This window comes from Bartonella sp. MR63HLJHH (assembly GCF_042194155.1).
GTDB lineage: Bacteria > Pseudomonadota > Alphaproteobacteria > Rhizobiales > Rhizobiaceae > Bartonella > Bartonella grahamii.
The window spans coordinates 60188-80746 of the sequence record NZ_JBHIMN010000001.1 but is presented as its reverse complement, the minus strand read 5'-3'; the positions used below and the strand labels follow the sequence as shown (position 1 = coordinate 80746).

Below are 20559 nucleotides of genomic sequence, written 5' to 3'. Positions count from 1 at the left end.
TCCTTATTCTGTGCTTTTTTCTTCTACACACGTGAGGGACGTTGCGTGGTCTTCAGTAAGGGTATTGTAGAATGAGGCCTCGTTTCCTTTTGTCCACCAAACATATTCACCCCCTACATATTTTGCTCCAGAAGCAGAAACGACATTGGAAGCGATGATGCGCTTTCCATTCCATTTGAGATCAACTAATGCAATATCATTGGTAGTGTAGTAGGTTGCTTCAACACGTTCTTTTTTTGTTTCATTGCTGCATTGATAGACAGCGGTTTCTTTTTTTGGTTCTGAATCGTCTGGTACCTCAATGACTAAAGAGCCGGCAAAGGCACTCGTTGAGCTAAAAAGCGATAGATTTAAAACGACTAAAAACCGTAAATTAAAAAGAGTTTTTTTCATAATGATTCCTTCGTTATTTAGAACAACAATGTTGATTCATCTTTACAGTGGATGGGGGTTTTTCTTTCTGGATCACGAAGATGATCGTAAAGTGTGACTTCGTTGTTCTTTTTCCACCAAATATACCAGCTTCCTTCGTATTTTTCCCCTGTGTCTGCGACTACATTTGCAGCAACGACGCGCTCTCCTTTCCATTTGAAATCAACCAACGAAATATTATCAGCATTGAGATAGACCGCTTCAACGCGTTCTTTACCTGTTCCAGTATCACACTGATAGGTAATGGTCTCTGTTTTTGGCTCTGGGTTGTCTGGTACCTCAATGATAAAAGAACCAGCTAAGCTATTGTTTGAGCTGAAGATTGATAAACTTAAAGCGGTGAAAAATCCTAAAAAATGTAAAGTTTTTTTCATGATGCTTCCCTATATTCCTATATTGTTCACAAAGAATAATTTGATTGATACAATGGTGTCTACGGCAGGATTCGAACCTGCGACCCCAGGATTCATACCACTTCGATTTTCACCGCCAGCTTTTCATGGCTGTTTGTGGTCTGGACTGTCTCTTCACCTTGAAGCTTTTAGCTCTTTAGGTGCTGCCCGTTCAGTCTCTACACCTTTCTCTCATTTGAGGAGAGACTTGGCTCGGGATTGGCATTGGCATATAGTCTCCCATGAAGCTTTCCCCGAATTTGAGCAGATCCACTTTGAGGATTTCTCCTTAAAGCGCCCAATTTCTTTAGGAATCCTGTGCTCTATCCTACTGAGCTACGCAGACATCATCATACTTATTCCTTTAATAGAAGTATAAAAACGAATCAATTATATTCAATATGAATTAACGAATTTCTGCTAATTTTTGTTCCAGAAAAGTCAAAACTGCTTCCGGAGAGACATTTTTTGCAATAAATGATTGACCAAGTCCGCGTGTTAAGATGAAGGTCAAATTGTTTTGCGAAACTTTTTTATCTTGGGCAATGAGAGTCATTAAAGTGTCAGAATCTGGTAACTTCCCTGGGATATCCTTTAATTGTGTAGGCAACCCTATAGATTTGAAGTGTGCTTCAATACGTTGTGTAAGTGTGGGACTTATCAAATTTAGTTGAGCAGAGAATTGATGCGCTAGAATCATTCCAATTGCTACAGCTTCGCCATGGATTAAGCGGTCTGAGTCATAGGCGGTTGCTGTTTCAAGCATGTGTCCAAATGTATGGCCGAGATTTAAGAGCGCGCGCTCTCCTGCTTCGTGTTCGTCACGTGCTACAATGGCAGCTTTAAATTGGCATGAGCGGACAATAGCTTCTGTTCGTATTGGGCCATTGGAAAAAATTTCTTTCCCATTTTTTTCAAGCCACTCAAAAAAATCAGGCTGGTTAATGAGTCCATATTTAACCATTTCTGCGTAACCAGCACGAAATTCGCGCGGTGGTAGGGTATCAAGAAGACATGTGTCAGCAATAACGCATTGCGGTTGATAAAAAGTACCAATAAGATTTTTACCATATTGGCTATTGATTCCAGTTTTTCCACCAACGGAGGAATCAATTTGTGCAAGAAGCGTTGTGGGCATTTGAATAAAGTTCATACCACGGCGGATTATACTTGCCGCAAATCCTGCTAGATCGCCAATGACACCACCACCAAAAGCAATAACACAATCGCCTCTTTCTAAACGCGCAGCAAGAATTTGACCGATGACAATTTGCAGGGTTGAAAATGATTTTGATTGTTCTCCTGCTTCTACAATAATAGGGACAGTATGAATTTTATTTTTTATTAACTCTGCTTGTAATATTTCCAAATGAAGAGAAGCAACATTTGTATCTGTAACAAGTGCCAAGCGCGTTGGATGAGGATCTTTTTTGTTAAGAGCATGTTTAATCTGTGAAGCAGCTTGTGCAATCAGATTCGGACCAATGATGATATCGTAACAGTGTTTGTCCAGTTTAACAGTGACGGTCTTTGTTTGCATGCTGGTTGTCCCTATTGTTAATTTCTGTGTATAGGTAGTGCTGTACAGATCGTATAACATTTTGTGCTACGGTATGACGGCTTTCTTTATGACTGTTAATTGTTAAGTTTGCCTTTGCATAGATAGGATAACGCTGTTCCATGAGCTTTTGCATGGTTTCTTTAGGGTTGGCTGTTTGAAGCAGGGGGCGTGTTGGGTGCTTTGAGACACGTTGCATGAGGATATCAAGATCGACTTTTAGCCATATGGATATACCATTTTGGTGAATGGCTTTTCGGATATTTTCATTTATGTAGGCACCACCACCTGTTGCTAAAACAAGAGGACTTTTTTTTATGAGGTTTAGAATAACACGCTGTTCAAGAGCACGAAATTCTGATTCACCATAAATTTCAAAGAGTTCAGTGATTGTCATTTGCGCAGCTTTTTCAATTTCTTGGTCAGAATCATAAAAGGGTAAACGGAGCATGGTGGCGACGCGTTTTCCGATCACTGATTTTCCTGCCCCCATAAGACCAACAAGGACAAGTACTCTTTTATCAAGGGACGATAAGAGCTGATTCTTTATTTGTGTTATGGGGACGCGTTTTGGTCGATTGCTTTTCATAACTTTATTTCGGCATTTATCCATCTTAAAGTCAATTCCTGTTAATCTTTGTGAGGCATAATACGAGATAGAATATTTTTGGTAGGTTATTATCTTATGCCAACATTGACCAGATTTTTGATGATTCTTTTCATTTTGCTTTCTGTTCTTTTCATTATAATGGGTGCTCTTGTGGTTTGGGTTGAACCAGTAACTGTGGATATGTACATTGATGTCCCCTTGGATTCATGGAATCTTTCTACGGAAGCGAATCAATGAAATGAAAAGTGGTGCTGTGATAGATCATTTTCTTGAGATGATGAGCGCGGAGAGGGGGGCTTCACCTCATACGCTTGCGGCTTATCAGCATGATTTGCAGTGGGCACAAGACGAATTGTCTTCACACTCTGTTTCGCTTTTTTCAGCAAAAAAAGAAGATTTAATTACTCTTTTATCGCTTATGCATACTTTTGGTTTTGCGGCATCGTCGCAAGCGCGCCGTTTATCGACTTTGCGTCAGTTTTATCAATTCCTTTATGCTGAAGGGTTGAGAGCAGATGATCCCTCTCATGATATTGATGCGCCTCGCCAAGGGCGTCCTTTGCCAAAAATCATGAGTGAAGATGCAGTGATAAAATTGCTTGATTTAGCACAGTTAGAAGTTAATCAAGCTCATTATGGATCTAAGGATTATCTGCGTGCATTGCGTCTTCAGCTATTGAGTGAAATGCTTTATGCAACAGGATTACGCATTAGTGAATTGGTGAGTCTGCCTGTGCAGGCTGTTCGGGGGAAAGCATACAGCATTTTGGTTCGTGGTAAAGGCAAAAAAGAACGAATGGTGCTGTTATCAAAAAAAGCATATCAAGTTCTTTTGCAGTGGTTAAATTTGCGTGATCAGGGAAAGGATGCCGCAAGTTCTTATCTTTTTCCAGCGCATTCAGAAACAGGGTATATTGCGCGTCAAGTTGTTGCACGGGAGTTGAAAAATCTCGCCACAAGGGCAGGAATTGAAAGTAAACACTTTTCTCCCCATGTGTTGCGCCATGCTTTTGCTAGCCATCTTTTGCAAAATGGTGCTGATTTGCGTGCCGTTCAACATTTGTTAGGTCACTCTGATATTGCTACCACTCAGATTTATACCCATGTGTTGGAAGAGGGACTTTATCGTTTAGTTAATGAGCATCATCCACTTGCCGATGAGCAAAAGGCTCGTTAAAGAAAAGGTGATGTTTTTGAAAAAGACTTTATAAAGCAAATTATAAGTGTATAAGTGACACTGAATGAGTTGGTACAAATGTATAATTATCTTGATTTTGAAAAACCAGTTGCTGATCTTGATGGGAAAATTCTTGAATTAAAAAAAATTTCTCAGGAAAAAGGCAGTCTTGATATGAGTGACGAGATTGCTCGTCTTGAAACGCGTTCCCAAACAGCGTTGCGCGATATTTATAAAAAATTATCGCCGTGGCAAAAAACACAAGTCGCTCGTCATCCTGATCGTCCCCATTTTATGGACTATTCTAAACGCTTATTGAGTGATGTTACGCCTTTGGCAGGAGATCGCAAGTTTGCTGAAGATGAGGCTATTCAAGCTGGGTTTGCACGCTTTAGGGGAGAAGCAGTTGCTTATATCGGTCAAGAGAAAGGTCACGATACGCAAACACGTTTGCGTTATAATTTTGGTTCTGCACGTCCAGAAGGCTATCGTAAAGCTGTACGTATTATGGAAATGGCTGACCGCTTTGGTTTGCCACTTCTCACTTTTATTGATACAGCAGGTGCTTATCCTGGTGTGAGTGCTGAAGAACGTGGGCAAGCGGAAGCAATTGCTCAATCAACAGCTGCAACTTTGCGTTTGAAAGTTCCTGTGGTTTCCGTTGTTATTGGAGAAGGCGGTTCTGGAGGGGCGATAGCAATCGCGGCTGCCAACAAAGTTTATATGTTGGAGCACGCAATTTACTCTGTTATTTCACCAGAAGGAGCAGCTTCTATTTTATGGCGTGATCCAGCTCGTGCAAAAGATGCTGCAATGAATATGCGTATTACCGCTCAAGATTTATATCGCTTAAAGATTATTGATGGCATTATTTCGGAACCTTTAGGGGGAGCGCATCGTGGCAAAGAGATTGTCATTGATGCAACGGGTGATGTTATTTCGGAGGCTTTAAAAGTTATGGCTGGAAAAGATGGTGAAGCTCTTAAACAAGAGCGAAGGGAAAAATACCTTCAAATTGGTCGATCTCTAACATAGGTTATTTTTTGTGAGGGGTGTTGGATTGGAGTTTTATTCGATGACATTTAGCAGATTCCTCGCTGTGTGTGTGTTGTTTGTAATGGGAATATTGGCGGCATGTGGGGGAAGATTGCCAGCTTCTATTCGTGCCAAAGTTGAGCAGCCGTTGCCACAAGAAATCCAGAACAGAATGGCTTTGTACGATATTGATCCTTATGCACCAATTGTAATGCGATTTTTCAAGGAAGAAAATCTTGCTGAAGTTTGGAAGCAATCTCGTTCAGGGCTTTTTATCTTGGTTGCTCGCTATGGCATTTGCAAATGGTCTGGTAAGCTTGGACCTAAATATAAAGAAGGGGATCTTCAGACACCAGAGGGTTTTTATACTATTAGCGCAAACCAAATGAATCCTTATTCAAAATATTATCTTTCTTTTAATATAGGATTTCCTAACCTTTATGATCAGGAAAATGGTCGTACAGGAAGCAATCTTATGGTGCACGGTTCTTGCTTTTCCGCAGGTTGTTATTCTATGAGTGATAAGAACATGGCTCAAATTTATGCGTTTGCACGGGATGCTTTTAAAGGAGGACAAAGAGAGTTTCAGTTGCAGGCCTTTCCTTTCCGCATGACCGAGGATAATATGTTACGTCATAGCAATGATCCTCATTATCAATTCTGGGTTATGCTTAAGAAAGGTTATGATTTTTTTGAAAAAAATCGTCAGCCTCCAACTGTTGAAGTTTATGGAAAACGTTACGTTTTTAATCGCGATATTGATAAAACTTCAGTTTCTCTATTGCAGTGAGTGTTATTGTATCCTGATGGACCGTAGACACTATCACTTATAAATGGCGATACAGGATATGCAAAAACTTTACGCATAAGGTGTTTAAGTGAGTAGTCAGTCTTTTAAAGCCTAGAGTTTTTTCATAGAGTCTTATGTAAGTAAATCAGATGAAGTGGGAAGCCAAGAGGAATTTTCTCAAAGAAGTTGGATTATTTGCACATCGGTCAATCTTCATTTTTAGTGAAGAGTAAGTTAATATAAAATGTACTTCTCTTTTTATTTCTTTCAAAGAGTTTTATTCTTTCATGCTGTAAAATATTATCTTGTCGTGCTATTATACAAGATAGATTCACACATTTTAAAATGCGATATTGCCTCTGTCTGATTTTGTTTTTTTCTTAACAGGGATTTTGATTTCACTTAGCTGGAGTAAATATAGAGTTGAGCAGAATATTTTAGAACCAAGAATTTGTCCAATCGGTCTGTGAAATGAATCACATGAAGTGGTTCGCAGATGAAGTACATTTAGAGAGAAAACAATCTGATTACAGATTTATGGATATTAAAATTTTTATCATAACAATTTGATTTACAATGACAGTTTATTATTTTTAGTTTGAATTGAGGGACTCAATATCATAAGATCCTTTTATCTTAAAATCTGTTTATAATGAATCAATCGAAACCATTTTTTGCACACCATAAAATTGGATTAGCATGTGAATAAAACTCTTAAAGAAAAGAGCACAGATAGTTTTCATGAGTACTCTAAAGTGCCAAGTTTTCTAAAACATTTTTAACTGGCAAGAGTATGAGGCTACCAGTTTGCATATTTATAGAGTAAAGATGGAGAATTTTGTATTATATTATTTATGGGTAGCGTTTTGAAATAGGAATGATGCGTATTGAGAGACGGTGTTTTTAAACGAGTGCGTGAATTCGCGATAAAATGATGTTCTATTTTGTGTGAAGGCGACTATTTTACAGATAAGGGTAATATGTTAGCGCTGGAGTGTTTTAATACGTAGTCATTTTGCGTCATGCGGTTTTGTAAGAGAGCTAAAAAGTTTCAATTGTGGTAGTCTATAGTGATTTTGTCGTCCAGTGAAAAGGTACGAATAATTTTATGGGAGGCATTATTGTTTAGAACGCATTGTTAAAAATGTGTATTTTCTTATTTTTTATTCCATTATGTGAATAAACTTGAATAGGAATGTTTATAAATTTATAACATATTGATTTATAAGTATATTTTTAGCGTTATTCAACTTGAATTAGTATCTTGGATACCGTAAGATTCTCCCGTTTCAAAGTTTCTCCATGTTGAATCAATTAAAACCATTTGCTTGCGCATTACAAACGGGGATAGCCGCGGGGGTAAAGCTGTGCAAGAAAAGACTAAAACGCTTTTTATGAACCATCTAAAGTGCCAAGAGCTTGTTCGACATTGGGGATTAGCAAAGTGTGTGATGATGCCAGTTTGCTCCTTTAAAAGCATAAAGATGGTAGTACCAATGAATTTAATGTTATATCATTGAAGGGGAGAAAAAATTAAAATTTTATTCCTGGAATGACCAGAGGATTTTCTAAGAGAGCTGTTTTGTCTGCAGTATCTATTGCTGGTTTATTAAAGAAAGCATTGAGGAGCTTTTGTATTGCTTCTTTTTCAACACCATCGGCAATGATGACAAAACGTGTTTGTTTTATTCCTTTTGGCCATGCTGGCAATCTTATGGGAGGATGAAAAAATGTTTGTACGCCATGTAATACAAGTGGGCGATAAGGGTCATCATGCAGTGCGATAATTGCTTTAATACGTAATAGTTTTGTACCATAACGCTCTTGTAGGAGATCTAAAAAAGCTTCAATTGTGGCGTAATCAACAGGACCCTCACAGTTGAGTGAAAAGGTACGAATGGTTTTATGGGAGGTATGATCATGTGGGGTAGTCGTAAGATTTTGTTTAAGTTTTGTATTTTCTACTTTTTCATCCCATAATGTGTTATTTATTAATAGCTTTGAACAGAAATCTTCAGAATGGGCGTCAATGATTTGTGCTGTAGGATTAATCGTTTTAAGTGTGTTAAGGAGCGTATCTGAAAGCGTTTGTTGGGTCATAAGGTCTGTTTTGGTGAGAATAATTTTATCAGCAAATATTAATTGTTTATATATTTCAGGATAGCGCTCACATATGGAAAGTGTGCTTAATGTATCAAATGTTGCAAGAACAGCATTTATGGACAATGTTTGAATAAATAACGGGTGGCTTAAAAGTATTTGTAAAATAGGGGCGGGATCAGCCATCCCTGTGGTTTCAATGATAATATGATTGAGTTGTTTGATCTGTCCTGTCTGAACGCGATTTATTAAATCAATTAATGTGTCGATGAGATCACTGCGTAAATTGCAGCATAAGCAGCCATTGGCAAGCTCAATAATTCCCTCTGTCGTTTTTTCAACTAGAAGGTGGTCAATACTGATTTCGCCGAATTCATTGATGATAACAGCACATTCTGTTAAAAGAGGGTCTTGTAGCATACGGTTGAGCAAAGTTGTTTTGCCAGAGCCTAAAAAACCAGTAATAAGCGTGAGAGGGATGCGCTTTATTTTCATGTTAATCATCAACCGTGGTTTTGTTTTAAAAAAACATATTTCAGTACGTTTAACCAATTTATAATGGTGTCCGTGAGGGATATAATGGTTAACACCCTATGAAATCCATTGTACCACTATCTTTACGCTTATAAAGGTAGGTGTATGCAGGGTATATCATACACTTTTTTAGCGTCAATGTTATGATAATTCTTGGTTCTTGAAAGAATTTATAGGAGGAATTTTTATTCCTTGTTTTAATTATTTTATCTACATGTTCATCTACCTCGTGACGTGCAAGAGACTGGTTTTTATTGATTCAACAAATACAGATTTGAAATGAGAGAATCTTACAACATTTGTGGTTCTAACATAAGATACAAAATAATTAATTATCATTATAAATCAAAGTATTATAATTAATCGTAGATTATGATTTATGGCTTTTTTATAGAATGGTTTGCGCGTCTTTTATACGAACTATAGGGCTTTCTTAGTGGCTTTACTGTTATTTTAGGTGTTTTTGGCGTACGAATGAGGTGTACTGGTAAAGGATGAGAAAAAGGAGGTGGAGCAGTGATAAAAGGTGAGGTGAGAATAATATTTCCTTGATCATCATATGAATTTGCATGCATTTTTATGGCTTCAGGTGTGCATGTTTGTTGTCTCATATTGTTGGCTTGTGTTATATTTCTCCCATAAGGTTTTAATGTTGCTAGTGTTAATTGGGGTCTTCCTTGGTGCAAAAATCCTGTTTCAAGAAGTTGTGCAGCTTTTTCTTCTCTTTCAGTTATGTTGTTAGCACCTAGAATGACAGTAATAATTGTACGTTTATTGCGTGTGGCTGAGGCAACAAGATTAAAACCCGAGGCACAAATAAAGCCTGTTTTCATACCGTCTATTCCATAAAAACGGCCAATGAGGTTGTTTGAGTTATGCTGGACTTTTCGATTGTTACCAAAATCAATGGCTGGAATAGAAAAATAATGAGCATATTGTGGAAATTCTCGACGTATTTGAACGGCTAAAAGAGCAATGTCGCGTGCCGTGGAGTAGTTTTGAGGGTCTGGTAAACCACTTGCGTTTGCGAAATGCGTTCCAAACATGCCTAAACGTTTAGCTTCTCTATTCATTTTACGTACAAAATTTTTCTGTGAACCTGCAACAGCTTCACTCATGGCAATGGCTAAATCATTGGTAGATTTAACCATGGTGATACTTAAGGCTGTATCAAGTGTGAGTACAGAACCAGCTTTATAGCCTGAACGATATGAGGGAGCTTTTGCGGCGTATTCGCTGATGGTGATATGTTTGTCTGGTGAAATTTCCCCTCGGCTCATGGCACGAAAAATAACATAAGCGGTCATTAATTTTGTCAAGGAAGCAGGGTACCAACGCTCAAAAGCTTGATTATGTTTTAAGATATGCCCCGTTGTAACATCAACAGAAATAAAAGGCTGCGCTAGAGCAACAGCGCTGAATAAACTCAAAATCACAGAAAAAAATAAATTATAGAAGAGACGTTGCATTAATTTAAATCGAGTTCCTTCTTATTCGTTATTTAGAATTGTTTTAATGTAGCACACAAAGCTTTTAAGTCTAGGTTAGGAAGGAAAGATGGTTAATTGCTGTATCCGTTGTGTCTCGGAGATAAAAACCAATACTCATTTTTATTTTCCCCTTGAATTTGGTTTGATGACTTACAGTATCTTAAGAAATACTTTTTAAATAATGAAGATTGTACAAGATTTCAGGTTCTTGGGGGATTGATGTTTCTTAGGAAGGAACGAATCGGCATAATCATACATTTTTCTTGTCCTCCTGTTAGGACAGCCCTTGGCACTTGAGAGGGGTCGTAAAAAGCATTTAATCTTTTCTTGTATCGTTTTATTCACACAGATATCCCTGCTTGTAATGTGCAAGCAAATGATTCTAATTGATTCAATATGGAATAGATTTGAAATGAGAGAATCTTACGGTATTTCGAGGTCTCATTCAAGTTGAATAACGATAAAATATCCTTATAAATCAATATTATGTATGTTATTTAAACGATTTTAAAGAGAGGAAGAATTCTTTCTCAAAAAAAATTCATACATTGGTCATTTCTTATAATGTACATGTGTTTTATAATTTTGAATTAGAAAGTTTGAAGTATCTTTCTTATATTTTTGTTCCATATACGCCGCTCAATATACAAAGTGATGCGTTATTCTGATCAATCAATACATTGTTTCATGATGAATGATTTAGTTTTTGAAGTTTCTGAACAGCGTATGGTGGCATAGGAGGAGGGGTAGGATCTTGAGCTGCTAAGAGAAGCAGTTCATCACACGCTTTTTCAGTTTTTTGGACAAGTTGATCTAGAAAATCACGTTTGCTTAAACCAGCTTCTATCGGGGGAAGAATACGGACACGAATTGTTCCGGGATAGCGGCGAAAATTATTGCGTGGCCAGTATAAACCCGCATTGTGTGCAATAGGCACAACTTGAAGCCCTAATTCATTATAGAGCGCGACAATTCCTGACTTATAATCTGGTTCTTGACCGGGTTGTCGGCGTGTTCCTTCGGGAAAAATCAAGATTTGGCGCCCTTGTTTTACTTTCTCTTTTGCTTTTTGTATAACCATTTTTAAGGCTTTGATGGGCGTTGTACGGTTAATGGGGATAATTTGTGTTTTTGCCATATACCAGCCAAACAATGGAATCCACATCAATTCACGTTTTAAAATGAGAGTAGGATCATCTAAATAGGGAACAAGACTGAAAGTTTCCCAAGCCGATTGATGCTTTGGAGCAATGATATAAGCTCCTTTGGGAAGATTTTCTAAACCTTCAATCTCATAACTTGTACCTGCGATGTATTTTTGCAAAAAGAGTGTAACGCGCGCCCATGTTTTAGGGACAATCCATGCCTTTTTGCGGGGCATTAAAAAATAAACGGGAGCGTAAAGGATCATTTGTATGAAAGTTGTTGTATAAAAAGCGAACGTAAAAAGAATAGAACGAAGGATAAGCACTACATTTTCCATTTTATATCTATAAGAAGACTTCGTATATAATATAATTCACATGAGAAAACATCTTCTTTATGTTTTTTCAAGCATCTATTTTTTCGGTAACTCATTTTCCGATATTTAAAAACAGAAGGAAAGAGGTTGATGGAATTACAAAAAGATAAACTTTTTATTCCACGGATTTTATCTATTGCGGGAACAGATCCTTCTGGTGGCGCTGGAATGCAGGCGGATTTGAAGGTTTTTTCAGCTATGAAAACTTATGGTATGAGTGTGGTTACAGCTGTTGTTGCACAAAACACTCAGGGTGTGCGTTCTTTTCAGGCATTAGATGCTTCTTTTGTTGCAGATCAAATTGATTCTGTTTTTGAGGATATCCATGTTGATGCCGTTAAAATTGGTATGGTTGCAAATGCTCAGATTGCACAGGTTATTGCAGAACGTCTTGCTTATCATAAAGCACGTTTTATTGTTTTTGATCCGGTTATGGTTGCAAAAAGTGGTGATGTTCTTTTAAAGTCTGATGCAATTGAAATTATGCGTGATGTTCTTGTGCCGATGTCAACTTTGATCACGCCAAATTTGCCTGAAGCTGCACTGTTATTGGGAGGTGAAGTGCAATGGTCTTTAGAGACTATGTATCAATATGCTCCACGACTCTTGGCGCTAGGGTGTCATGCAGTTTTGTTAAAAGGGGGACATTTGAATACGCTTACCAAGAATAGTACAGAAAATTACGATTATTCTAGTCCAGATCTTTATTGTGATTGTGAAAACCTTGTTATACTTGAGGCTTCTCGTCTTTCAACCACTCATGATCATGGGACAGGGTGTACCATTTCTGCCGCCATTGCAGCTCTGTTACCTACCCAACCTTTGGATTGCGCTGTTAAACAAGCAAAAGATTATTTGCATGGCGCTTTAACTGCCTCAAATGCTTTAAAAGTAGGGAAAGGGCGAGGGCCGCTTCATCATTTTTATGCATTATGGAAAGATTAATACAATAATTGATTGTGAAAAATCTTCACTCTATGAATTTGTTTCGTCATTATATGCTGTTTTGGACTTATGACTGATAAGTGTTAGCGCATTGTAGATTAACAGTTATTTTGTATTAAGAAGAATGAGAAAAAAATGTTATAATCTATTTCTTTTATATATTTTTTACGATTAATCTATCCTGTTTCAGAGGCAATTTTGAGTATAAAAAGAGAGCAAGGAATTGTAAAATCAGGATTTGATAGCAAAAAGAGTAGAGGGAAAGACCTTTTACAAGGCGATATTAAAGCTGGATGATCCCGCTATATTTGCTGTTTCTTACATTGGTGGCAAAACAGGATGAGCCGAAGTCGTTATAAAAATTATTGAATATATCTAATATTTACAGAATTTTTTGTCGGCATGGGTAGGGTTTTCTAAATGGAAATTGATACGTAACGTCATTATCCTTTTTTTATGGAACTGCTTTATGGAATTGTTGGCGTTTCAGATAAGCAGCCGTGAGGAGTTTCAACATTTAATACAGCAGATCTAGAAACTTTTATGGATTTAGAGCGGCTTTAAGGTTTTTATATTTATAGTGATTAAGTTTTAGCGAGAAGGTAGTCGATCGCACAATCGGAGTTTCAATAGACTTGTAGCGTGTGGTTTAATCTTTTCAAACTTGAATTTTTATTCTGTCATTTAATGGATTTCACCATTAAGTATTTAAAATGATTTGATTTTATTGTGCACTATGACTGTTCAACACCTTATTTTACGTTGATTGAAGTTTTGTTCCTCATATAAAATAGTATGCTTCAAGTAGAGTGCACTTATATTATTAATTAACATGTTTATTTTAAAGAGATTTCTCATCATCAACTGTAATCTAAAAAAAGAAACAATATACATAAAGGACCTTTAAAAGGGTTTTGAAGCTCCTTTGGTTATTGTATAAAGCGAAGATTTTTTCTATTAATTGACTAACAGACTAACCATCTAACAAACTATGATATAACTGTAGTTTTAAATATTTGCTTTTTCGAGTTTTTTATAATTATCAGTAACAGACAGTAAATTATCGATCATATCAAATAAAATTTTCACTTGTTCAACTTAGATCTGTGATAGATATCTTTTTTAAGACAATGATCCTGAAAATTATAAAAGTAAGAAAATTTGAGTGAGTCATTTGAAACAATTATATTTGTAATAACTTTTTTAACTTTTCACTATCAGTATTAAAGAAGATTGGCTAAACTTTCTTGGTTGTATAGATTGGTTTTCTGTATTTGAGTTTTGCTGAAAATAATAAGTTCGCTTATCGATGAAAAGAATTCATCGCTCAATGATCATGTGTTTATTGGAATAAACTTTAAATTCACCAAAGTTTATAAAACCCAATTTTTTATAAATGCCAATTCCCTCGTGAGATGCTTGCATACCAATAACATGACATTTCTTTCTTTTTAAATGCTCAATAGCAATTTTTGTCATGAATGTCCCAACACCTTTTTTCTGAAAATCTGGATTGGTGACAATATCATACACTCCACCAACTCCATCTGCTTAATACAAAAACATATTGCTACAGGATTATTATTTATGTAACCAACGAACATCTCTACATCTTTTATAACAACGGCCTATTGTTTCATAAAATATAACCGCTTCTTCATCAAAAGGCTCGAAGACTGATGCCATAACATTTCCGTAATCTCTAAAATCTTGAAGTGATTCAACTTCCTTGATTTTGAAATTATCTGGCGTAGAAGTAACATGTGAGTCTATATTTTGTGCTAAAACTGCCATTCCTACCTCTGTTTCAACATGCTCTAAACCAATAGATAAGAGAACTTCATCAACTTTATAATGAGACGAATGAGGTCCAACCCACCAAGCTAAAGGTAGTTTTTGTGCATTAAAGGAATGGATTATGGATTTTGCTTGGTTTGTAGGTATAGTTTCTTGTAAACTTTTAGCAGAGACAATATTGAATGTGTCTGAAGCAAATGTTGAATTAACAGAAGATACTCCATTTGGAAAATCAACAACCTTCATTTTAGGGCATGATTTTGGTAAAAAACGTACCTTTGAGCAAAAATTATTCTCTAATGATAAGTCAATTTTTGATTTGTTTAACATTTGTTTTTCTTGTCATGGCTCATCATTTCTAATTAATCTTTTAATATTGGGGCTGTAAGAAAATCCGTTAGCTCAAAAGTAATCCCAAATTCTTTTAAATACGCCTCTATAACCTGCCAAGGTCGTAAAAGATCTGCCGCGAATACTGAAAAAACTATTCTCGGGATTGCAAGAAATAAAGTTATTGTTGCCAAATAACGTCATGAACCAATGGGAATTGTCCATCTCGCTTTTCAAGCTTATTTTACACGGATTTAACGACCTAATAGACAACGGTAACCTTCCAGAAAAAATCCGTCTAAGTTAAAAATTGTTATCTTATGATCTAAGCCCCAATCCAATAGATGCTTCACAAGAAATTACGAATCTTAAAACTCTTTGAGAAAAAATAAATTGGCAAAAAACCTAGTGGCAAAATATACAAAACCCGCTGGCAAGCTACACACGCAAGAGCGAATAAATACAAAATTCAATGGAGCGGGCGATGGGATTCGAACCCACGACCCCAACCTTGGCAAGGTTGTGCTCTACCCCTGAGCTACACCCGCTGACCGATTCGATATATATCTTGCCTGTATGGCGTAGGCTTCTACGAATTGCAACAAAAAAATATCATTTTAGTTTGATTTATTTTGTACATGTTTTAATAAATTGAAATAAAGATTGATTTTAGAAGATTCTTCAGTAATAGATTATTCCTTTTTTAATTTTGCATAGAGAGGGGTGGAGTATAATGTTGAAGAGAATAAAAATATTAGGGATTATCATTGCAGCTGTTTTTATGATGAACAGTGTTGCAAAAGCGGATGACCAAGTTAAACGCGTTAAAGTTGCAATTACACAGATTATGGTCCATCCTGCTGCGGATACCGTTCGTAAAGGTGTGGAAGATGTTCTTGCAGAAAATGGCTATAAGCAAGGTGAAAATTTTCAACTTACCTTTTTATCAGCGCAAGGCAATATTTCAACAGCAACGCAAATTGCACGTAAATTTGTTGGTGATAAACCTGATGTTATTGTAGCGATTACCACGCCTTCAGCACAAACAATGCTTGCGGCGACAAAAACAATTCCTATCGTCTTTGCTGCGATTTCTGATCCTATTGGAGCTAAAATCGTTTCTTCGCTTACCAAACCTGGCGGTAATATGACGGGAAGTTCTGATCGTATAGATGTTGCAGAAAGTGTTAAACTTTTACAAGAAGTAAAACCAGATTTGAAAAAACTCGGTTATCTTTATAATGCTTCTGAAGCAAATTCTGTTTCAACACTTAAGGTGTTAAAGAACGTGGCAAAAAAAGTTGGAATTGAAGTCATTCCTTCATCGGCGCCAAAACCTTCTGATGTTCAGGCGGCAACGCGGGCTTTAATTGGTAAAGTGGATGTTATTTTTATTCCCGCTGATAATACGGTTCTTTCTGTTTTAGAAGGAGCAGCAAAAGTTACACAGGAAGCAAATGTTCCTGTATTTACTGTCGATTCTAATTCTATTGGACGCGGTCCTTTTATGACGCAGGGCGTAAATTTCTATGATGTAGGGGTTGAAGCTGGGAAATTGGTTGTGCGTATTCTAAAGGGTGAAAAGCCTGGTGATATTGATGTTGTGCAGGCGGCTAGTAATGACATTCGAATTGATATGAAAGCAGCAGAAAAAGCGGGGATTGTTATTCCGCAGGCAGTTATTGATCGTGCGACAAAAGTGATTCAATAACTTTGATAGGATGTTGATACAATAAAATACGTTAAGTTTTCATGGGGATTGTCTTTACATGAATATATTTGCGTTTTCTGGCGCTGTGGAATTGGGTCTTATTTATGCGTTTGTGGCTATAGGGGTTTATCTCTCTTTTCGCGTTTTGGACTTTCCTGATTTAACAGTTGATGGCTCATTTCTTCTTGGGTCTTGTGTCTGTGGCGTCTTGATTCTTTTAGGTTTTAATGCATGGACAGCTATGGCATGTGCTTTTTGTGCAGGCATGGTAGCTGGTTTATTAACAGCTATGTTGAATTTGCGTTTTGGTATTTTGAATCTTTTGGCTTCCATTTTAACAATGTCAGCGCTCTATACGGTTAATCTTCGTATTATGGGAATTATGGGAGGATCTAATATTAATTTAGCGCTTGCTGATACGGCGTTAACGCCCTTTTATAATCTGTTTGGTTTGTCTGATATTTTTGTGCGTCCTCTTTTCATTGGTACTGTATTGCTGGTTGTAGCGTTTTTGATTTGGCGTTTTTTGGAAAGTGAAATAGGTCTTGCTATGCGTGCAATGGGAGCTAATCCACGGATGGCTACAGCTCAAGGGGTTCATACGTCGGCGCTAATTTATTTTGGTATGGGGCTTTCAAATGCCTGTGTTGCACTTGGTGGTTCTCTTTATATTCAAACTGCAATTGCAACGGATATTACCGGTGGAATTGGAACAATTGTTTTTGGATTGGCAGCTGTGATTATCGGTGAAACTTTGTTTCGTACGCGTAATATTTTTTGGATTATAATCAGCTGTATTGTGGGGTCTGTGCTTTATCGTGTGGCGGTGCAATTTGCATTTGAGGCAAATGGAATTGGTATTGATACGTCGACAGATCTTCAGTTGATTACTTCACTGTTGGTTATTTTAACCCTTATTGTGCCACGCTATTGGAGGAGGCGTAAACGTGATTGAGTTTTCTCATGTTGGGGTTACATTTAAACCGCAAACACCTTTGGAAAAACAGGCTTTGATTGATATTAACCTTAAAATTGATCAGGGTAGTTTTGTTACGGTTATCGGTTCAAATGGCGCTGGTAAATCAACCTTGCTCAGTGTTTTAGCAGGTGCAACGCTTCCCTCAACAGGGAAAGTGGTTATCAATGGGCAAAATGTTTCTAGACAATCAGTCAGTGAACGCGCTGGAAAGGTTGCTTGTGTTTTTCAAGATTCTTTGATAGGCAGTTGCGGTTCTTTAACAATTGAAGAAAATTTGGCTCTTGCTGCTCTTCGAGGAAGTCGTCGTGGTTTGCGTTCGGCTTTAAACCATGAGAAACGGCAATTTTTTCGAGAAAAAATTGCTCAATTAGGCATTGGTCTTGAAGCATATATTCATAATCCTATGGACAGTTTATCAGGTGGGCAACGCCAAGCTGTTTGCCTTGTGATGGCAACATTAGCCCATGCGGATGTTTTATTGCTTGATGAACATACCTCAGCGCTTGATCCTGGAATGGCTGATTTTGTGATGCGGTTGACTGAAAAAATCGTTGAAGAGAAAAAACTAACGACTATCATGGTGACTCATTCTATGCGTCAGGCTCTTGATTATGGCGATCGCACCTTGATGTTGCATGGTGGAAAAGTGATTTTGGATGTCTGTCATGAAGAGCGTAAGGGCTTGGATGTCAATGATTTAATTGGCATGTTTCAGAAAGTTCGCGGGGAAGTTCTTGATGATGATGAACTGTTAATGGATTAATAATGTGGCTCAGAAAAAAGCACATGAAGTTGATCAGTTTTTAACGCGTTTTTCACGTGCTTTTCCTATTGTTCTCATTTATGGGCCAGATCGTGGTCTTATTTGTGAGCGTGCACAATGTTTTGCAAAACTTACACAGGTAGCAATAGAAGATCCATTTTCGACAGTTCGTTTGGATGCTGCTGAAATTGATAAAGATCCTGCACGTTTGGAAAATGAAGCGCGTACGTTATCGCTTTTTGGGGGAGATCGTTTGATATGGATCTCTAATGCTGCTAACCAAAAAGGTTTTCTTGCTGCCTTGAAAATTTTAATTGAGAAGCCACCAGAAGCCTGTTTTATTCTCATTGAATCAGGGGACTTAAAAAAAGGAACAGGGTTGCGCAATGCTGTTGAAACGTCATCAAAAGCAATGGCTTTGCCCTGTTTTGCGGATGATATGCGTTCTCTTGACGGTTTGATTGATGAGGTTTTAGAGCAGTTTAAAAAGACTCTTTCTTTGGATGCACGTAGATGGTTGCATGAAAGTTTAGGGGCGGATCGCCTTGTATCACGAGGTGAATTAGAAAAGCTTTGTCTTTATGCTGCAAATGTTCATATTACTCTTGAAGATGTGAAAGCTGTTGTAAGCGATGTCAGTGCTCTTTCTCAAGATGAAGTCATAGATGCTCTTTTATTAGGTGATATATCAGGCTTTGAAGTGCATTTTAATCGACATGCAGCATTGCATGGGGCGCTTTTTTTTATTTTGAGTACAGCACAAAGGCATTTTCAGCAATTACAGCTATTGCGTTATCAGGTAGAGGTTGAAGGAAAATCGCCTTTTACGGTGGTTTCTCAAGCACGGCCTCCCATTTTTTTTCAACGGAAAAAGACAGTTGAACAAGCTTTAAAATATTGGAAGTTAGAACAGATTTCCTACGCAATGGAAAGAATTCAGGGTGCTGTTTTAGACAGTCGTAAAAATCCACTTTTGGGTGAAGCTATCATTCGTCAAGTTTTGTTAGGGCTCACAATTATTGCACGACGCCAGATGGCAGCTTAACAGTTTAAAAATATGATGATTTTTTATTTTTAGTACGCCACAGAGGTATTTTCAGCAATTAAAACTTTTGTGTTAACAAGTAGAGGTTAGTTGTAGTTTTGAAGAGCTTGAAAGTTTTATAGAAATTTTTCTTTAGAAAAATTATTTATCTTCGAAAGGCAGTTTTTACACCGTTTTATTATCTTGTTGTGCCGTAAAACACTGTTGGTTCGTGATATAGAGCTCAGGTAAAATTTTACGCATTCGGTGTTTTTGTGTGAGTATGTGGTGAATATTAGGCTGGTTCATAGCGCCTTAATTGGGGTAACACCCCTCATGCAAAACAGAGCATCTCAAACAACAGAAGACACTTGTATGGTAAATTCATACGCTTTCTTAGAAATATTTTTCAATGCGCGTCATATCTATTTCGCGACGGCGTTTGTGAATGGTATAACGGTAAAGTTCTCCGTGAAGAATATAAAATCCATAGAGCATCTCTATCTTTACGCTTAATAAAAGTGCAAGCCAGAGCACTATCATATATTTGCCTAGTCTCTAATTTGCTACAGTTTTTGGCATTAGAGAGCGTTTTTCATCATTTTTTTCTCACATGCCTTCTTGTGACGTGCAGACAAGAGATTTTAATTGATAAGAGGATTTGTGATGGAAGAATTTTACCGTATTTGAAGTTATGATTCAAATTGAAAAACAATTATTATATTTATAAATCAATATATTATAGATTAATAGAATCACTTAAAATAGTGAACCAGTGGAATCTTTTAGATAAGAAAATGAATTGTTTGCAGATCGGTATGAATTAAGAATCTTCGTGGGATGAGGAGAAAGTCAAGATAGATTATGATGAAAACGACAGTACCTATGGGGAGACTTTTATGTTTGATACAGGGATGATTATCTTAGCAATGAATGCTCTCAAATTCCAAGGATTTTCGCAACATTGGGGGGTAGGCAAATATAATGATAGTGTTTTATTAAGTGTAAAGAGGCTCGTACTTAATGGATTTATAGTTATAACATTTACGAACACTGTTGTGAGATAGGCTGGGGAGCGAGATGCTTTTTAAAACAAATGCATGAATTTGTAATCCAAATCTATTCTGTTTGGGGCGTTCTATTTTACGTGAGGGTTGTGATTCCATTAAAGGGATGTTTGGTGTTTTTGTTATCAAACTTTTTCTTTATTGAGAGGGGGTGTTTTTCTCGTATTTGTTTGATTTACGGTATCAGGAATTGGGAGAGGAAAATGTTTTTAATGGTATTTTTTGTATGCGTTGTTTTACGGTGTTTTCAATATTCACAAAACTTGTGTTGATGTTGTAGGTGGAGGCGTAATACGTTCTTAT

At 37.1% G+C, this 20559-nt stretch carries 18 protein-coding genes and 1 tRNA gene; 8 read left to right on the top strand and 11 right to left on the bottom strand.

What is annotated here, in order from left to right:
* Positions 1 to 3: 3 nt before the first annotated feature.
* From ACFIKQ_RS00355 to ACFIKQ_RS00340, 4 genes are all read right to left on the bottom strand, one after another.
* Positions 4 to 393, bottom strand: a complete 390-nt coding sequence (locus ACFIKQ_RS00355; protein WP_375635335.1) for an MliC family protein — start codon at positions 391 to 393, stop codon at positions 4 to 6.
* A gap of 17 nt (positions 394 to 410) precedes the next feature.
* Entirely contained in the window at positions 411 to 806 is a 396-nt protein-coding gene (locus ACFIKQ_RS00350) for an MliC family protein (RefSeq protein WP_375635334.1), read from the bottom strand.
* 424 nt (positions 807 to 1230) lie between these two features.
* Entirely contained in the window at positions 1231 to 2364 is a 1134-nt protein-coding gene (gene aroB / locus ACFIKQ_RS00345; protein WP_375644335.1) for a 3-dehydroquinate synthase, read from the bottom strand.
* The gene (locus ACFIKQ_RS00340) at positions 2339 to 2971 is read right to left on the bottom strand and encodes a shikimate kinase (RefSeq protein WP_375644417.1); all 633 of its coding nucleotides are present in this window, start codon (positions 2969 to 2971) and stop codon (positions 2339 to 2341) included. Before ACFIKQ_RS00340 ends, aroB begins: the two co-directional genes overlap by 26 nt.
* 259 nt (positions 2972 to 3230) lie before the next feature.
* On the opposite strand from ACFIKQ_RS00340, the gene ACFIKQ_RS00335 reads away from it, so the two are divergent.
* From ACFIKQ_RS00335 to ACFIKQ_RS00325, 3 genes are all read left to right on the top strand, one after another.
* Positions 3231 to 4169 carry a site-specific tyrosine recombinase XerD gene (locus ACFIKQ_RS00335; RefSeq protein ID WP_375635467.1) on the top strand — a complete coding sequence of 313 codons (939 nt, stop codon included), beginning with the start codon at positions 3231 to 3233 and terminating at the stop codon, positions 4167 to 4169.
* A 78-nt stretch (positions 4170 to 4247) separates the two neighbouring features.
* Positions 4248 to 5204: an acetyl-CoA carboxylase carboxyltransferase subunit alpha gene (locus ACFIKQ_RS00330; RefSeq protein ID WP_375644415.1), complete on the top strand. Its 957-nt coding sequence runs from the start codon at positions 4248 to 4250 to the stop codon at positions 5202 to 5204.
* Positions 5205 to 5244: 40 nt separating this feature from the next.
* Entirely contained in the window at positions 5245 to 5994 is a 750-nt protein-coding gene (locus ACFIKQ_RS00325) for a L,D-transpeptidase family protein (protein WP_375635332.1), read from the top strand.
* 1533 nt (positions 5995 to 7527) lie between these two features.
* Here ACFIKQ_RS00325 and ACFIKQ_RS00320 read toward each other — a convergent pair.
* The 3 genes from ACFIKQ_RS00320 to ACFIKQ_RS00310 all read right to left on the bottom strand — a co-directional run bounded on the left by ACFIKQ_RS00320 (position 7528) and on the right by ACFIKQ_RS00310 (position 11601).
* Positions 7528 to 8589, bottom strand: a complete 1062-nt coding sequence (locus ACFIKQ_RS00320) for a CobW family GTP-binding protein (RefSeq protein ID WP_375655538.1) — start codon at positions 8587 to 8589, stop codon at positions 7528 to 7530.
* A 416-nt stretch (positions 8590 to 9005) separates the two neighbouring features.
* Complete coding sequence (locus tag ACFIKQ_RS00315; RefSeq protein ID WP_375646917.1) at positions 9006 to 10097, bottom strand: D-alanyl-D-alanine carboxypeptidase family protein; 1092 nt, start codon at positions 10095 to 10097, stop codon at positions 9006 to 9008.
* A gap of 706 nt (positions 10098 to 10803) precedes the next feature.
* The gene (locus ACFIKQ_RS00310; RefSeq protein WP_015857082.1) at positions 10804 to 11601 is read right to left on the bottom strand and encodes a 1-acyl-sn-glycerol-3-phosphate acyltransferase; all 798 of its coding nucleotides are present in this window, start codon (positions 11599 to 11601) and stop codon (positions 10804 to 10806) included.
* 129 nt (positions 11602 to 11730) lie between these two features.
* Between ACFIKQ_RS00310 and thiD the strand changes: the two genes are divergently transcribed.
* On the top strand, positions 11731 to 12585 hold the full coding sequence (thiD, locus tag ACFIKQ_RS00305) for a bifunctional hydroxymethylpyrimidine kinase/phosphomethylpyrimidine kinase (RefSeq protein ID WP_375635329.1): 855 nt from the start codon (positions 11731 to 11733) through the stop codon (positions 12583 to 12585).
* A 1320-nt stretch (positions 12586 to 13905) separates the two neighbouring features.
* On the opposite strand, the gene ACFIKQ_RS00300 is transcribed toward thiD, so the two are convergent.
* From ACFIKQ_RS00300 to ACFIKQ_RS00290, 3 genes are all read right to left on the bottom strand, one after another.
* A complete protein-coding gene (locus ACFIKQ_RS00300) occupies positions 13906 to 14118 on the bottom strand; it encodes a GNAT family N-acetyltransferase (protein WP_375655536.1) in 213 nt (70 codons plus the stop codon).
* A 48-nt stretch (positions 14119 to 14166) separates the two neighbouring features.
* The gene (locus ACFIKQ_RS00295) at positions 14167 to 14712 is read right to left on the bottom strand and encodes a hypothetical protein (RefSeq protein ID WP_375655534.1); all 546 of its coding nucleotides are present in this window, start codon (positions 14710 to 14712) and stop codon (positions 14167 to 14169) included.
* Positions 14713 to 15185: 473 nt separating this feature from the next.
* Positions 15186 to 15260: transfer RNA gene (locus ACFIKQ_RS00290), tRNA-Gly, on the bottom strand.
* A 185-nt stretch (positions 15261 to 15445) separates the two neighbouring features.
* On the opposite strand from ACFIKQ_RS00290, the gene ACFIKQ_RS00285 reads away from it, so the two are divergent.
* From ACFIKQ_RS00285 to holA, 4 genes are read left to right on the top strand one after another with little or no spacing between them, the layout of a single operon-like run.
* A complete protein-coding gene (locus ACFIKQ_RS00285) occupies positions 15446 to 16423 on the top strand; it encodes an ABC transporter substrate-binding protein (protein ID WP_375635327.1) in 978 nt (325 codons plus the stop codon).
* A 58-nt stretch (positions 16424 to 16481) separates the two neighbouring features.
* Complete coding sequence (locus ACFIKQ_RS00280) at positions 16482 to 17378, top strand: ABC transporter permease (protein WP_375635326.1); 897 nt, start codon at positions 16482 to 16484, stop codon at positions 17376 to 17378.
* Positions 17371 to 18165: an ABC transporter ATP-binding protein gene (locus ACFIKQ_RS00275; RefSeq protein WP_015857078.1), complete on the top strand. Its 795-nt coding sequence runs from the start codon at positions 17371 to 17373 to the stop codon at positions 18163 to 18165. The genes ACFIKQ_RS00280 and ACFIKQ_RS00275 overlap by 8 nt, the downstream gene beginning before the upstream one ends.
* Before the next feature lie 4 nt (positions 18166 to 18169).
* A complete protein-coding gene (gene holA / locus ACFIKQ_RS00270; protein ID WP_375635325.1) occupies positions 18170 to 19210 on the top strand; it encodes a DNA polymerase III subunit delta in 1041 nt (346 codons plus the stop codon).
* A 375-nt stretch (positions 19211 to 19585) separates the two neighbouring features.
* On the opposite strand, the gene ACFIKQ_RS00265 is transcribed toward holA, so the two are convergent.
* The gene (locus ACFIKQ_RS00265; RefSeq protein WP_375635324.1) at positions 19586 to 19732 is read right to left on the bottom strand and encodes a hypothetical protein; all 147 of its coding nucleotides are present in this window, start codon (positions 19730 to 19732) and stop codon (positions 19586 to 19588) included.
* Between the last annotated feature and the right edge of the window lie 827 nt (positions 19733 to 20559).